13 protein-coding genes are annotated in these 14,159 nt (G+C 47.1%); 5 read left to right on the forward strand and 8 right to left on the reverse strand.

Annotated features, from left to right (window positions below; all coding sequences use genetic code 11):
• Nucleotides 1-227 precede the first annotated feature (227 nt).
• Together DYY88_RS05015 and DYY88_RS05020 are read left to right on the forward strand one after the other, a co-directional pair.
• Nucleotides 228-1,247, forward strand: a complete 1,020-nt coding sequence (locus tag DYY88_RS05015; RefSeq protein WP_063776165.1) for a lysylphosphatidylglycerol synthase transmembrane domain-containing protein — start codon at nucleotides 228-230, stop codon at nucleotides 1,245-1,247.
• A 135-nt stretch (nucleotides 1,248-1,382) separates the two neighbouring features.
• Nucleotides 1,383-2,885 carry a peptide ligase PGM1-related protein gene (locus DYY88_RS05020; protein WP_044151071.1) on the forward strand — a complete coding sequence of 501 codons (1,503 nt, stop codon included), beginning with the start codon at nucleotides 1,383-1,385 and terminating at the stop codon, nucleotides 2,883-2,885.
• Between the two features lie 109 nt (nucleotides 2,886-2,994).
• On the opposite strand, the gene DYY88_RS05025 is transcribed toward DYY88_RS05020, so the two are convergent.
• Nucleotides 2,995-3,330, reverse strand: coding sequence for an MliC family protein (locus DYY88_RS05025; RefSeq protein WP_039725833.1), 336 nt, complete (start codon nucleotides 3,328-3,330; stop codon nucleotides 2,995-2,997).
• Nucleotides 3,331-3,512: 182 nt separating this feature from the next.
• Between DYY88_RS05025 and cobO the strand changes: the two genes are divergently transcribed.
• Nucleotides 3,513-4,199, forward strand: coding sequence for a cob(I)yrinic acid a,c-diamide adenosyltransferase (cobO, locus tag DYY88_RS05030; RefSeq protein ID WP_039725835.1), 687 nt, complete (start codon nucleotides 3,513-3,515; stop codon nucleotides 4,197-4,199).
• A gap of 330 nt (nucleotides 4,200-4,529) precedes the next feature.
• Here cobO and argF read toward each other — a convergent pair whose 3' ends face one another.
• Nucleotides 4,530-5,450, reverse strand: a complete 921-nt coding sequence (argF, locus tag DYY88_RS05035; protein WP_039725837.1) for an ornithine carbamoyltransferase — start codon at nucleotides 5,448-5,450, stop codon at nucleotides 4,530-4,532.
• Between the two features lie 106 nt (nucleotides 5,451-5,556).
• Here argF and DYY88_RS05040 point away from each other — a divergent pair, with 106 nt between their 5' ends.
• Nucleotides 5,557-6,192, forward strand: coding sequence for a class I SAM-dependent methyltransferase (locus DYY88_RS05040; protein WP_039725839.1), 636 nt, complete (start codon nucleotides 5,557-5,559; stop codon nucleotides 6,190-6,192).
• Between the two features lie 130 nt (nucleotides 6,193-6,322).
• Here the strand turns inward: DYY88_RS05040 and DYY88_RS05045 are convergent, their stop codons facing one another.
• A complete protein-coding gene (locus DYY88_RS05045) occupies nucleotides 6,323-7,183 on the reverse strand; it encodes a methyltransferase domain-containing protein (protein ID WP_207223285.1) in 861 nt (286 codons plus the stop codon).
• A 154-nt stretch (nucleotides 7,184-7,337) separates the two neighbouring features.
• Between DYY88_RS05045 and DYY88_RS05050 the strand changes: the two genes are divergently transcribed.
• Nucleotides 7,338-8,567, forward strand: a complete 1,230-nt coding sequence (locus tag DYY88_RS05050) for a hypothetical protein (RefSeq protein ID WP_039725841.1) — start codon at nucleotides 7,338-7,340, stop codon at nucleotides 8,565-8,567.
• A gap of 7 nt (nucleotides 8,568-8,574) precedes the next feature.
• Here DYY88_RS05050 and DYY88_RS05055 read toward each other — a convergent pair whose 3' ends face one another.
• The 5 genes from DYY88_RS05055 to DYY88_RS05075 form a co-directional block, all read right to left on the reverse strand.
• Nucleotides 8,575-9,378, reverse strand: coding sequence for an O-methyltransferase (locus tag DYY88_RS05055; RefSeq protein WP_052288266.1), 804 nt, complete (start codon nucleotides 9,376-9,378; stop codon nucleotides 8,575-8,577).
• Nucleotides 9,379-9,610: 232 nt separating this feature from the next.
• Complete coding sequence (locus tag DYY88_RS05060) at nucleotides 9,611-10,783, reverse strand: glycosyltransferase (protein ID WP_039725842.1); 1,173 nt, start codon at nucleotides 10,781-10,783, stop codon at nucleotides 9,611-9,613.
• Nucleotides 10,783-11,904 (reverse strand): glycosyltransferase, encoded by a 1,122-nt coding sequence (locus DYY88_RS05065; protein ID WP_039725843.1) that lies wholly within the window; start codon nucleotides 11,902-11,904, stop codon nucleotides 10,783-10,785. The genes DYY88_RS05060 and DYY88_RS05065 overlap by 1 nt, the downstream gene beginning before the upstream one ends.
• A gap of 29 nt (nucleotides 11,905-11,933) precedes the next feature.
• A complete protein-coding gene (locus DYY88_RS05070) occupies nucleotides 11,934-13,226 on the reverse strand; it encodes a glycosyltransferase (protein ID WP_044151072.1) in 1,293 nt (430 codons plus the stop codon).
• The gene (locus DYY88_RS05075; protein ID WP_039725845.1) at nucleotides 13,210-14,154 is read right to left on the reverse strand and encodes an FkbM family methyltransferase; all 945 of its coding nucleotides are present in this window, start codon (nucleotides 14,152-14,154) and stop codon (nucleotides 13,210-13,212) included. The genes DYY88_RS05070 and DYY88_RS05075 overlap by 17 nt, the downstream gene beginning before the upstream one ends.
• Nucleotides 14,155-14,159 lie beyond the last annotated feature (5 nt).

Genomic DNA, 14,159 nt, shown 5'->3' on the forward strand with positions numbered 1-14,159 from the left:
ACCAGAAGCGGTTTCGTTGGGTTACGCTGGCGCTAACCCAACCTACAGCAGAATGAAGGTTTTGAGAGTTTTGTCAGTCAACCAGGGCCATTTCTCGGGCCGTTAGGTTATCGCCGCGATCGCGGCTGTCCTCGGGCCGACTTTTACGGTAGCCGCGATCGCGTTCCGCCAGTTTCGACTTATCCTGTGTCTGATGATTTGCTACTGAGTCTTCAGTCGCTGCGCTTATGAAACTGCCTCCTGCCGTCAAAGCCACCTACCAACGGGTGAAACCCTACCTGCGCTGGTTCATTTTGGCGCTGACTCTGGGTTTCATCTTGCATACCCTGCGGTTGAACTGGCAGCAGGTATTGACCCTGCGCTTAACGCCCTATGCGATCGCCGAACTCCTGCTCGCCCTGGGCATCACTCTGGCAGCGCACATTTGGTCGGGCTGGGTATGGTACGGCATCATGCGATCGCTCAGTGCGCCCGTACCGCCCACCTGGACGGTCATCACCTACCTGAAAACCAACCTCGGCAAATATCTGCCCGGCAACATCTGGCATTTTGTCGGGCGCATTCAGTTTTTGCGCGACTCGGGCACATCGACCGGGGTGGCGATTACCGGCGTGGTGCTGGAACCGTTGCTCATGGCTGCTGCCGCCCTCGCGATCGTGCTGGTCAGCCTGCCTTCAACGTTGATTCAACTGGTGATTTTGGTCGCGATGTTGGTGGCACTGCATCCGCGCATTTTGAATCCCATTTTGCAGCGGCTCGCCCAGGCCAAACTCAACCAAGCCGACCAGTTCGAGGTCGAACCGCTCACCGCCCCTCCCCAAATTCCTCAGCTGCAGCAATATCCCTGGCGGCCTTTATTGGGGGAAGTCGCGTTTGTGCTCTTGCGGGGCGTCGGGTTCATTTTTTGCTTTATGGCGCTGTATTCCCTCGATATGGCGGATGTCTGGGGGCTGATGGGGGCATTTAGCTTCGGCTGGCTGCTGGGGTTGGTGATCCCCGGTGCGCCGGGTGGCCTCGGCGTGTTTGAGGCCACCGTGTTGGCGGCGCTGACACCGCAGTTTCCGGCGGCAATTGTGTTAGGCGTCGTGGCGCTGTATCGCTTAAACAGTACTCTGGCGGAAGTGCTGGCAGCAGGCTTAGCCGTGCTCGATGAGCGGTGGAATGCGGCGATCGCCAGGCGAGCTAACGCCCCCGTCGTTCTAGAGGAAGAAGCGATCTTGCCCCAGTTGCCCGCGGGCGATAACTGACGGTTTAGGCCCATGGGAGCCAAGCCACCTGAGTTCACGGCCCCGTTTCTAACGATTTTTCAACTAGCAGGCGGACGTTGGAGAGAACGTGTGAATCTATGGAAACATTTGTTCACGGCCCTTGGCAACTAGATTATGCAATTCCAGCAGCTGCAAACTCGACTGAAAACGTTGTGGCGATCGCCCGACGAGTTTGATGTGCGCGACTGCCAGGTGCTCATCGTCCCCTCCTTAAGTTTGGATCAGTCAGAGCTGCAAAAAATCGCTGGGGTCCACTATTACGAAGAGCGGCTGTTATTTTCGCTGGCACGGCTCCGGAATCCTTACACGCGGCTGATTTACGTCACCTCGCAGCCGCTACATCCCAGCATTGTGGACTATTATCTGGAGCTGCTACCGGGCATTCCCAGCTCCCACGCCCGAGATCGCCTTGACCTGTTTGCGACTTACGATGCATCGCACAAGCCCCTCACCCAAAAGCTGCTGGAACGGCCCCGCCTGCTCGAAAAAATTCGTCGTCGTCTGGATCCCGAACATGCGTATATGGTGTGTTTTAATGCCACGCCCCTCGAACGGGAACTGGCACTGAAATTGGAAATTCCCTTGCTGGGGCTTGATCCCGACCTGCTGTACTGGGGGACTAAAGGGGGCAGTCGGCAAATTTTTGCGGAATGTGGGGTGCCCCATCCCGACGGCAGCGAATTGGTGAATGATCCAGCGGCACTGGCGGAGGTCGCGGCAGAGTTGTGGGAACGGCAGCCCCAGTTACAGCGCATCGTGATCAAACTCAACGAGGGCTTTTCGGGCGAGGGGAACGCTTTGCTCGATCTGGCCCCGCTCGCATCAGTGGCCCCGTCTCAGGCCACCCACCGAGAGCGATCGCAGCAGCTCCAACAGGCTTTCCAAGCGCTACGGTTCCAATGCCCCACAGAAACCTGGCCGCAGTTTGAACAGAAGATTCATCAGCTAGGGGCGATCGCCGAAGCCTTCATCGAGGGGGAGGTGAAGCGATCGCCTAGCGCCCAGGGGCACATCAATCCCCTGGGTGAGGTGGAAATGCTCTCGACCCACGATCAGGTGCTCGGCGGCCCCGATGGACAAATCTTTTTGGGCTGCTCGTTTCCCGCCGACGAGGGCTATCGCCTCCGCATTCAGGAAATGGGCGAAGCGATCGGCAAAAACCTGGCCCAAAAGGGTGCGCTGGAACGATATGGCGTCGATTTTGTCGCGGTGTACCATCCCGATCGCGATCCCCAGTGGGAACTGAACGCCATTGAAATCAACCTACGCAAAGGCGGCACCACCCATCCCCTCATGGCGCTTAAACTGCTGACCGATGGCTACTATTCGCCCAGTGACGGACTGTTTTATACCCGGCGCGGCCAGCCCAAGTTTTATCGCGCCTCTGATAACGTGCAAAAAGCCGATTACCAGGGGCTCTTACCCAGCGACCTGATGGACATCATTGTCAGCGATCGCCTCCATTTCAACAGTGTGGAAGGCGTCGGCGCGGCCTTTCACCTCATGGGCTGCCTGTCGGAATACGGCAAACTCGGCCTCACCAGCATCGGTAACTCTCCCGAACAGGCCGAAGAAATTTACCATCAAGTCGTCGCCTCCCTCGATCGCGCCACCTAAGGAGATCGCTGAAACAGAATTTCCCCCTCGTCGGGTGTCATAAGCGCAGCGCAATGCACCGCAGCTTTTATTCCGAAAATTGCCTCAGCACCATCAAGAGAACATTTCGCTATTCGGCAGTGCAGTTTTGCAGCGTGATTTCGCCATTCACTTCCACCATCGCTTCGCCGCCCTTCTCCCAAAAGGTCGTAGTGCCGTCGCTATACTTCGCACCGGAGGCTGATTCCACCCGGGGCAAGATGATTTCGGCTTGCTCGGGCAGCGTCACGGTCACGGCATCAGCGGAATCGGCGGCAAAGACGGCGGTAATGGTTTCGCCAGTCGGGCAGGTAAAGGTGACCGGGGAGCCGTCGGGATTCGTCGCTTGCGGGCTGCGGCAACTGACCAGCGCTAGACCCAAGACGGCCAGCAGAATCGACGTCCGTTCGGCGGAAATATAGATCATGGCTGACTCCTTACCAGTGGGGCTGAAGCTTAGTGGTCATTTCAAACTCTAGGGCTGGTTAGGGCGATCGCAACTGGAGTTACCGATTTTGCAACGGTTGGCGAGGCCAGCGCGATCGCTGCACTGCCCCAGTCCCCGTAACTCAGCGCGATAGGATGAGAAGATTCCCACTGTTGTGTGCCATGACCTCGACTCCTGCTGACGCGAGCCCGACCCCCGATATTGACGCCACTGCCGACACTCTCACCGAAGAGTCCACCCGCTCTGGGCTCACGGCTGAGCAATACAAGCGCAAAATGGAGCGACGCAAAGCGGTCCAACAAGAACGGCTCGCGGCTCGCACCGTGGAAAAGGGGCTGATCATCGTCCACACGGGCAATGGCAAAGGCAAGACCACCGCTGCTCTAGGCATGGTGCTGCGATCGCTCGGCCACGGCTACCAAGTCGCCATCATCCAATTCATCAAGGGCGCGTGGGAACCGGCCGAAAAAGCCGTGTTTGAGAAATGGCCCGAGCAGCTTGACTTTCACGCTTTGGGCGAAGGCTTCACCTGGGAAACTCAGGACCGCGATCGCGACATCGCCAAAGCCCACGCCGCCTGGGATACCGCCCTTACCTACATTCGCAATCCGGCCTACCGCACCATCTTGCTCGACGAAGTAAACATTGCCCTGAAGCACGGCTTTCTCACCGTCGACCAAGTACTCGCCGGACTCGCCGAAAAAGCCCCCGACACCCACATCATCCTCACCGGACGCGGTGCCCCGAAAGATCTTATCGAGGCCGCCGACCTCGTCACCGAAATGTCTTTGGTCAAACATCCCTTCCGCGAACAAGGCGTCAAAGCCCAACCCGGCATCGAATTTTGAAGCTCATTCAGTTCCAAATGTGGAGTTTTGACCTTTGGACCTCACCGCCTGCGGCACCTCTCCTTGGGTATCTGTTTAGCGTCAACACGCTCATTCAGAACTGAATCCCCTCCTGGGAGGGGCAAAGGGGTGGGTCGGCCCTGTACTCAAGGGGGTAAACCCACCCCGCCCTGCGGGCACCCCTCCAGTGGAGGGGATGTTGCGGAACGCTAAACAGATACCTCTTTGGCAAGAAGAGGTTTAGTAAGCTTCCGGTCCCTCTCCTTGCTTAAGGAGAGGTTAGGTGAGGTTGCCGACTTCCATCACCTCAATTGTCAACTGAGATGTGCTTTAACCCAGTAGTTTCGCAAGCAATGCCTGTTGCGCGTGCATCCGGTTTTCCGCTTCTTGCCACACCCGCGATTGCGGCCCCTCAATCACCGAGTCGGTAATCTCTTCGCCTCGGTGGGCAGGCAAGCAGTGCAGCACGATCGCATCCTTAGCGGCGATCGCCAACAGCTCATCATTGATCTGATACGGCTGAAAGATGGGAATCCGGCTCTCGGCCAAGTCTTCTTGCCCCATGCTGGCCCACACGTCGGTGTAGAGCACATTAGCGCCTTCGACGGCGGCCTTCGGGTCGGTGGTGAGGGTGATGGTCGCGCGATCGCCCGCCAGTTCTTTGGCCTGCGCCACGATCCCCGCATCCGGCTGATAGTCTGCCGGGGTCGCGACACACACATTCATCCCCACCAGCGCACAGCCCAAAATGAGGGAATGGGCCACATTGTTGCCATCCCCCAAATAGGTCATCGTCAGCCCTGCCAACTGCCCAGCAAACGCCTCTTGCACCGTTTTCAAATCGGCCAAAATTTGACAGGGATGCTCCAAATCCGTCAGGGCATTAATCACGGGAATGTCGGCATAGTCGGCAAATTCCTGCACCTCAGTTTGCTCAAAGGTGCGAATCGCCAAGACATCTAAGTAACCGCTAAGAATGCGGGCGGTATCTTTGATGGGCTCACCCCGGCTCACCTGCATCACGTTCAGGTTCAGATCAATCACCTGCCCCCCCAGTCGCCACATCGCGGATGAAAAGCTCACACGAGTACGGGTCGAAGACTTGCGGAAAAATAGGCCCAAGATTTTGCCAAAGCAGTCAATTTTCTCCTGCCCCGCCTTCAGCTGGCCCGCTAGCGTCAGCAACTCCAGCATTTCGGCCTCGGAAATGTCGGTAATGCGGAGAAAATCGCGCCCGTGTAACCCTGCCATGTGTCCACCTGTCTGCCGTTGAGAAACTACAAAACTATCAAATAATGGGTCAGCAAACGGGAGAATAATTGACGGTTGTGGTTTGTCGACAATGAGGGAACGCTCAATGGGGATTTATGGACGCTGGATTTTGCCGCGACTGTTGGACTGGAGCATGTCGGGTGCCCCCTTTGCCCAATATCGCCAACAGTTGCTCGCTGAAGTGACCGGCGACGTACTCGAAATCGGCTTTGGCACCGGGCTCAATCTGGCCTACTATCCCGAAACCGTCACCTCGCTAACGGTGATTGAACCCAATCCAGGCATGGGTGCGATCGCCGCTCCTCGCCTAGCCCAAACCACCCTCCCCGTCACCAGTCGAACCCTCCGAGGCGAACAGTTGGACTTTCAGAGCGATCGCTTTGACGCCGTCGTCAGCACCTGGACTCTATGCAGCATCGCTGGCGTCGATCAAGCCCTGGCCGAAATCCATCGCGTGCTGAAACCCGGCGGCAAGTTCGTCTTTATCGAGCATGGCCTCAGCCCCGACCCCCACCTCCAAACCTGGCAACATCGCCTCACCCCCCTACAAAAGCGCCTCGCCGACGGCTGTCACCTGGATCGAGCGATCGGCGAGCTCGTCGAAGCCCACTTTCCCAAGCTCACAATTAACACTTTCTACGCGACAAACCTCCCCAAAGTCGGCGGCTACTTCTACCAAGGCATTGCTGTCAAAGATAAGCAAGATCAGATCCTGCAATAAGAAAGCTCACCCTCAAAAGTGATCCAGCAATTCCTACATACTTATTTTTGATATCGCGATCAAGCAATCGAAAAAGTACAAATATTCAGACTAGAGATTCGAAAATGACTTAAAGGAAATGAAAATATTTTCAAAGCTTAGGAGTCAAAATCACTGTGAAGCCTTTGATACAAAGCTCTTCCTCAGACAAATGCTCAAATTCTTGCGAGAGTCTATTCACTTCAATTGGCAACTCTGACCAGCAACGAACATCTACTACTTCGGCAAGAAAGCCAGCCTCATCAAATAAAGAAAGCATTTCAGAATATCGAATACGATTTGTATAAAAGCCAGAGGAAGCCATAAATTCAGACTCCCATACCCGCTCCGAAAATCTAAGATTATTAAGAGAGCCGCCTAAATGATCTTTCAAATCAACTGTGTGCGAACATTTTCCATCATCTCGAATAATCCGTCTCAGCTCTTTCTGAGTCGATAAAAAGTCACGCTTTCGCACATGCTCCAAAACGGCTTGTGACCAAATAAAGTCTACCGAATTACTGGGGATAGATTTAAGAGAATCTAAACCTTGAGTCAAATAATGACAATTGTATGCAGTCAAGAGCTTTTCAGGCAGAATATCCTCATCTGTCAACCCCCTCAGATACTCATCCCCCAATGGCAAACCAGCATCCCGCAAGAAACTCTCAGCATTCTTGTAAATATCAGATTCAAAATTTGCAAAATATCCCGAATCCACCAAATAAGAACAGCTGCCTCCGAAAGCTTTACTCATAACTGCTGACAGTACTGAGTCACCAGGGCCAAGCTCCAAAGAGACAAAGCCTAGAGAGGGATTAACATTCTCCAGATGCTTCTTAAAGATTATGTAGGAATACTCCACAGATTCCATGCGACCATGCTTAAATATACCTATTTTTTTCCACAAAGAGTATCTAATTGGCAATCGTTTAAGAATTATTTTAACAAGAATCTTAATTCTCCAAGACATCCAGACACTCCTTTTATACATCGACATTCAATATATGAAAAACAGATTGACGTGCAATCTCACCCAATCATCACACATTCTAAGCCTGGATAATTTACATGATTCTTCTAAAATATGAGATGATAATTGATTGAATAACTATTAAACAGAAACGATGGCGGACTTTTGGGGTTGGCTCAGCACTGCTATGTGTGCATATATGACGGCAAAACTCGCCAGGCATACAAGTCTGATCAAAATTCCCTTGTGGTCAGCATTTTTTATACGGCTGCTAACTGTATTAACAGACCGCTACATAATAGCGATACCAGAGTCCAACACTCCAGATTACATCGGCTTTGAGCAAACGGCTTGGCAGTGGGCTCAAGATGGCTTTTGGGGGACGTTCCAACACTTCGACATTTATCAATCATACGTTTATAGTTTTGTACTGTCACTTCCTTACTCCCTATTAGGAAGAAGCCCGCTGATGGCTCAAATGCTCAATGTCAGCCTCGGCATTTTGATCGTATATTCGGCTTATCAATTGACCAATATCTTGTGGAATAAAAAAGCCGCATATGTAGTCACTTGGTTGACTGCGTTGTTTCCAGCATCAATTTTATACTCCTCGATTACGGCACGTGAGGTTTGGATTATCTTACCGTTTATGGTTGGATTGATTGGCACAGCCAAATGGTTTGACAGTCGAGATTTTCGGTGTATTTTAATTGCTTTAACAGGCTTTTCTGGTAGTACTGTGTTTCACGGTGGAATGCTCTTAAGTGTTCTCATCGCTATACTTATATTCAGCATCCATGAAAGTAAGGCTTTATTTAAATGGTCAAGAAAAAAGATTCGCAACAAGCAAATATATTACTTGTTACTAGCAACCCTAGTCCTTATGGCCATTTTCATCAGCCCATACGTCATAGACTTCCTTATCTCTTTACCCCAAATTCGAATTTTATCTCAGCGAAGCTTTACAGAGGCTATTGAGCATTTATGGCAAGACCGAGCTAGCGGAGATGCTGCATATTTAATTGAATTTGAGCTGAACAATCTAGGAGACTTCTTATGGCTGTGCAGTTTGAGAACAATATACTTTCTATTCCTACCATTCCCTTGGATGATCAGATCACCAATCGACTTGCTAGGTATTTTAGATGCTTTATTCTATTGGCTTGCCTGCATCTTAATTACATTTAAACTCAAAATCATATTCGGTGATAGCAAGAAGAGAAATGTTCTAATAATCATTTTTTCTATGATTGTGGTATTTGCTATTGGCACCAGCAACTACGGCACAGCATTAAGGCACCGAGCTAAATTTGCTCCCGCACTGTTTGCAATAGCAGGACCTGTAATAAAGCCAATGACAAATTTCAGATTCAAGTTAAGCTAGCGCAGATTCATAACTCGAGATCAAAGGCTTCAAGCCTCTTAGACTTTAATTTTCCTATGAGACCAACATATTTACCATTGAAATTAAAGACATTCCATTCATGAATCTGTCTTGTCTCAACGTAATCATAAAAGTATGAGTTGTCCTGAATATCATCCATCAAAATCAGCCCATTAGGACTAAGATTTGGAGTGACTAAGCTCACTGCAAAATCTCTACCAGAATAACTTTTATCAGAGTCGTAGTGAAAAATGTCGATTGTTCCAACCTTATCTAATATTTGAGGAAGATTCACCTCATCTCCATCGAGATAAAGATTCCAGTTCCCTCTAAGCTTCTCTTCGATAACGATGCCAATATATTTTTCGGGGTTAGGAATTCTAAAATAAGGAAAGTCACTACTATAAAGAGTTCCCTTTTTGTTTTCTTCAAGTGCAGCCAAAAAGGCATATGATGAAAAGCCGGTTGCAACACCTGTCTCAACCACAGTTAGAGGCTGAAGATAGCGCGTAATAAAATAAAGAAATGGATATGCTCCTCCTCCTCCCAAGCTGTGTTCAATAGAATTTAGGACCGTATTGGCATGAACGTCAATTTTCTCGACGACTTCTAGAGTTTCTTCCCATAAGTCAGCATCCAGGCTTTTGGCTAAATCTTCAAAGTCCATACAGTGTTCTTCTAACCAGGCCAGGTTCTCCCTTGAAGAGTGTGCATTTTTCTTATCGAAAAAACGCTTCATGACTTTTTTGGTCATGACCAATAAGTTTTTGCGCTTCAATGACTGTCTCAAAATATTTGGAAGAGTATTCATTCTTTAAACACACTGTTTTATATTTGAACAAAATTTTAAGACATGTAGACATCTCAGGCCACCAGAAAGAGTCAGATTCTTTAAGTTGATGTAGATATACAGAGTCTCTAGGGGAGAGAACAGTAGAGCGATGATTGTCGATATCCGTCAATGGATTTTCGTATACTTACCTGCAAATCAGCTGATACAAATCAGCGATCCCTAATCGAACCACATCAAAGAGTATTCTCAATCAATTTTCAGATGATAATGGCCATTCTTGATCATCAAGATTCAATTTAGAGCATTGCTGAAGATATAAATCCTGATATTGCTGAGTGATTTGCCTGATATCAAATAGTGTTTCTATTCTTTGCCTAGCCATTCTTCCTAATGTCATCCTTTCGCTTTCGCTCAAATTTAATACGCTAAGAATTGCTTGCATTAGTTGCATTTCATCATTAGCATCTACTATTTTGCCGGTATTGGCCACAATATACGCAGAATCACCCACGTCAGTTACCACACAAGGTACTGCACAGGCCATTGCTTCTCCAACAACATTAGGAAATGCTTCACCCTCTGATGAGGATAATACAAGCAAATCTAAAGATGCCATCAAGTCAGGTGTATCATCTCGTTCATCGAGTAAGTGAACGATAGCTTTAACCCCAGTTTCATGGATGTATGCCATGAGGCAGAGATTGCCAGAATTTATATTCTTCCCAGCTAGTAAGAGGTGAATTTTTGGAAGCTTGCAGTATACATGACTCATAGCCCTAAAAAAAGCTAAATGATTCTTTTGCGGATGAAAGCGACCGATCATCCCAACTAACATGTTTGAGGAAGAAAGATTTAGCTCTTGCCGTATACGTTTCCTAGCTTGAGGATTTGGATAGAAGCGCTGAAGATCGAACCCGTTAGGAATTACGATGAATTTATCAGCATCATAGCCAAGTTCAATATGGATGTCGCGGGCATTAATTGAACAGCATTGAATGCAGTCGGGAATAAAATAAGACAGTTTTGTGCAAATTTGAATAACTAGTTTAGTAGTTAATTTAGTTTTCTGAGATGCAAAGTTACTATGCCGTATATTCCAAATTACAATAGGAACCTTAGCAAGCCGGGCGGCGAGACCACCAACTAAGTCGGCGTGATACATCCATGTATGGACGATATGAGGGCGCTTAGCCCTAAGCAAACGAACTAATTTAACCAGGGTGATTAGCGTCGATATTCCAAGCTTCATATCAAGTGCTGTAACTGGTATACCTAACGCTTGAATAGAGTGACCTACTTTGCCAAAAGTGGTCAACGACACAACCTCTGGAGAAAATTCTTGAGAGAGATTTTCTAAGATTTTGAGGAGCATCATCTCAGCTCCTCCGATTTCTAACCCAGTGATTACTAGTACTATTTTCATTATTTGCTGTAGAAGCTATCTTCAGAAATATGCATCAGGTATTGTTGGGCAATTAACTCTACAGAAAAAAGTTGAGCTCTTTGGCTTCTTAAAGACTTTTGCTGGAAATCATCTGTCATCATTAAGGCAGATATTATTGCCGAGGCCAGGGCGTCAACATCATTTACTGGTACCAACGTGCCATATTCGCCGTACTCTAGGATCTCTCTTGGCCCACCAGGGCAATCTGTGCTAACTACTGGGGTACCGCAGGCTAGTGCTTCCACTAAGACGTTGCCAAACCCTTCCCAAAGAGAGGTGAGGACAAAAAGATCGGCCTCTCGATAAAAAGGAAATGGGTTTGCTTGAAAGTCTAAAACATCGACATGATCTTGAAGTCCAAAAGCGTGAATTTGTTTATGAATATTCTCTTTTTCATCGCCTTCTCCCAAAATAACTAATCTAGCATTCTTGACGTGTGATATTACTCTTGAAAAAGCGTTGATTAGTAGAGCATGATTCTTTTGAGGATATAGACGTCCCACAGAAAGAACAACTTTCAGGGCTGAGGATACTAACCAAGGATGGTGACACTTTACAGAAATCAACTCTTCAACGTTACTAGGCAGTACTGGGTTGTGTATGACTCGGATTTTACTACTAGAGGAAACAACCTTATATTTTTCCAGATCTGACTTAGTATCTTGAGAATTGCTAATTACAACATCTGCCTTTAAATAGGCTATTTTCATCAGGGTTAAGTAGCATAGCCTCTTTAGCTGTGGCATTTTCAACACCGCATGCATTGTATTGGCTTCTCGAAAAATGAGTCGTGCTGACGAGTGAAACATATAGGTTAGACCCACCAAAATATTTGCATCTCGCGAGACTGACAAAATCACATCTGGCTTAATATCTTTAAGTGCGCGTCTAATTTTGAATAATGAATGTCGAATCCTATAGGTATTAAGATTAATAACCTCAATTTCTCGGACTACATCTTTACGGTATGGTCCTTCATCGGTACAAACTAAAAGAATAGTTTTGAAATCAAGTTTTGAATAATAGTTAGCTAAATTCAATGCGATTTTCTGTGCTCCACCTCCTCGAAATGACTCGACGACAATACATAGCTTTTTCATGGCTACAAATAACTCATTAGTAGTGTATTCTAATCATCTCGTGTTAGTTTTATGGATTTACATAATATTGAGAAGTACTCTTGATCGATGGCCTGTGTTGAAGCGTATTGCAGAACTCTTTTCGAAGCTAATTTCATTGCATCTTGGGGTATTTGGGTAGCTAAGTATATTTTTTCCGCCCAGATATCAGGCTCTAGTGTGCACATATAACCGTTTTCACCATCGTTAATCCACTGATCAAAGACTCCAGGAATACGATTAGTGACAACTGGTATTCCACAGGCCAATGCTTCTAATACTGGAGTACCGAGCCCCTCTTGCACTGATGGTAAGACAAAGACATCGGCATTACGAATAAAATTTTCGGGTTTATCAATAAACTCTGGCTGTAACAGAACTCTGTCTCTAAGCCCTAGCGAGTTGATACTTTCTTGAATACTCTGAAAATAGGCCATATCTCGCTCCGAAAGTGGACCACTACTAACTAATGGACCAGCAAGTATTAGTCGAAAATTATGGGGAAGTTTTGCTAACACATCAACCATAAATAGTTGATTCTTTCTCGGCATGAATTTGGCTAAGTGCAAAATGTGCTTAGGATCGCTACACTTACTACCAAATCCGAAGAATTCTTTTTCGCTCTGGCAAGCTGAAAAATTAAACTTACTCTCATCGATTGGATTAGGTCGACACCAGATCTGACGCGGCGAATATCCACTATTTAAAGCCGCTTGTTCCAGTTGTCTTGAAATAGCAACAATTATTGCGTGAGACGGAAATCCACGACCCAAGCAAAGGCTGATTCCAAAAGGCTCTAGATAGCGAGGGTGCTCATGAAAGTTAACCAACTCAATTAACAAGGGTTTTTTTGTAAGCTTTGCATATGTTATAGCTACGCTAGTTACATTGACATTACCAAATACATGAATAACGTCTATTGAGTTGTGATGAGCATATAAATATCGCAAGGTTGGAATTGCTTCAAGGCAGTAATTTGTTAGAATAATGATTCTTTTCCAGGCCGCTATAACTTTTTTATGTATTTTTCCTTGTTCTGTAAGACCAAGCAGTGAGACAGGAGTTCTCTTATTAGCAATACGTGTAACTTTAATGCCTTGCCATTCATACTTGCAGCATGTGTTCTCTGAGATAGAGCTGCTTAAAACTTCAAAGTTTATATTGAACTTGCTTCTTAAACGCTTGTAAGTGTTATGTGCTCTGAGGCCAGAGCCTGAATACTCTGGAGGATATTTGCTGCTAACCACAAGGACATTCAGGGAAGATGTATCATCTTTTGATGATTTATTAGATCCAATAGCCATAATTTTTTCTTGAGAACTTTTCGACATCTGCGAAAGTTTTTTTTGTGAAAAAATGATTTTTCCAAATTGTGCGATCGCGTCTACCAGGAAATGGAAAAGTTAATGGTCGATCTTCTCGAACCAAGCCAGCATTAGTGATCAAAAAACCTTCATAGCCGAAGCTTTTCATCAAGTCAAAGATCTCGTACTTGTCACGATCATTAATCATAAGCTCAATGATGAAGTCAACATCATGGCGCTTGAGGGTTAAAGTAGCTGATTTGAGTATCGGTAACTCATTGCCTTCACAGTCTAGTTTAATCAGAATACTGCCATCAGCCTCGCACTTTGAGGCAATTACTCGATCTAAAGTTTCAGTCATGATGTCAATGGTTTGATAAGGCAGATCTTTGAAAATTCCGTCAGTGCCACGAAACGAATTAATAATGGAGGCGCTAGCCGATAGTTGTGAGCTATTAATGGCAGTTGGAAAATAAAACTTTTTTTGAAGGTCAGGATACTCATCCAAAGCTTTTTCAATGATAGTGAAATTTAGCTGATTATGCTCTTTTAGTTGTCTAAGATAATGAGCATTTGCCGGAAAAGGCTCGACGGCAAAAACGTGTGCTTCTTGTGGAAAATAGGCTTCTGCCAACACCGAGTAAAAACCAATATTTGCACCAACGTCAAAAAAGTACTTAGGACAAGTGAAATGACTATAGTTTTTGACAAGTTGCGCGACTTCTGGCTCGTAAGATTCTATCCCACCTATGGCTATCTGTTGTAAAATATTGGACTTTTGTAAGTCATGAAACTCAATGAACTGACCACCAATTGAAAAGCTCTTAGTTTTCAGCAGCCCAAGTTTGATGCAGGATATTGTGAAGAGTTGCAGGGCTTTCTGAGATATTCTTTGGCGTCTGGTCAATGAGCTTGAGGCGATGAACATTTGAG

Origin of the sequence: Leptolyngbya iicbica LK (genome assembly GCF_004212215.1) — a bacterium.
Classification (GTDB): domain Bacteria; phylum Cyanobacteriota; class Cyanobacteriia; order Phormidesmidales; family Phormidesmidaceae; genus Halomicronema; species Halomicronema iicbica.

Bases quoted from the DNA above. Each gene is read 5' to 3' on its own strand.
- DYY88_RS05015 (WP_063776165.1), top strand. From the start codon at position 228: ATGAAACTGCCTCCTGCCGTCAAAGCCACCTACCAACGGGTGAAACCC.
- DYY88_RS05020 (WP_044151071.1), top strand. From the start codon at position 1,383: ATGCAATTCCAGCAGCTGCAAACTCGACTGAAAACGTTGTGGCGATCG.
- DYY88_RS05025 (WP_039725833.1), bottom strand. From the start codon at position 3,330: ATGATCTATATTTCCGCCGAACGGACGTCGATTCTGCTGGCCGTCTTG.
- cobO (WP_039725835.1), top strand. From the start codon at position 3,513: ATGACCTCGACTCCTGCTGACGCGAGCCCGACCCCCGATATTGACGCC.
- argF (WP_039725837.1), bottom strand. From the start codon at position 5,450: ATGGCAGGGTTACACGGGCGCGATTTTCTCCGCATTACCGACATTTCC.
- DYY88_RS05040 (WP_039725839.1), top strand. From the start codon at position 5,557: ATGGGGATTTATGGACGCTGGATTTTGCCGCGACTGTTGGACTGGAGC.
- DYY88_RS05045 (WP_207223285.1), bottom strand. From the start codon at position 7,183: ATGTCTTGGAGAATTAAGATTCTTGTTAAAATAATTCTTAAACGATTG.
- DYY88_RS05050 (WP_039725841.1), top strand. From the start codon at position 7,338: ATGGCGGACTTTTGGGGTTGGCTCAGCACTGCTATGTGTGCATATATG.
- DYY88_RS05055 (WP_052288266.1), bottom strand. From the start codon at position 9,378: ATGAATACTCTTCCAAATATTTTGAGACAGTCATTGAAGCGCAAAAAC.
- DYY88_RS05060 (WP_039725842.1), bottom strand. From the start codon at position 10,783: ATGAAAATAGTACTAGTAATCACTGGGTTAGAAATCGGAGGAGCTGAG.
- DYY88_RS05065 (WP_039725843.1), bottom strand. From the start codon at position 11,904: ATGAAAAAGCTATGTATTGTCGTCGAGTCATTTCGAGGAGGTGGAGCA.
- DYY88_RS05070 (WP_044151072.1), bottom strand. From the start codon at position 13,226: ATGGCTATTGGATCTAATAAATCATCAAAAGATGATACATCTTCCCTG.
- DYY88_RS05075 (WP_039725845.1), bottom strand. From the start codon at position 14,154: ATGTTCATCGCCTCAAGCTCATTGACCAGACGCCAAAGAATATCTCAG.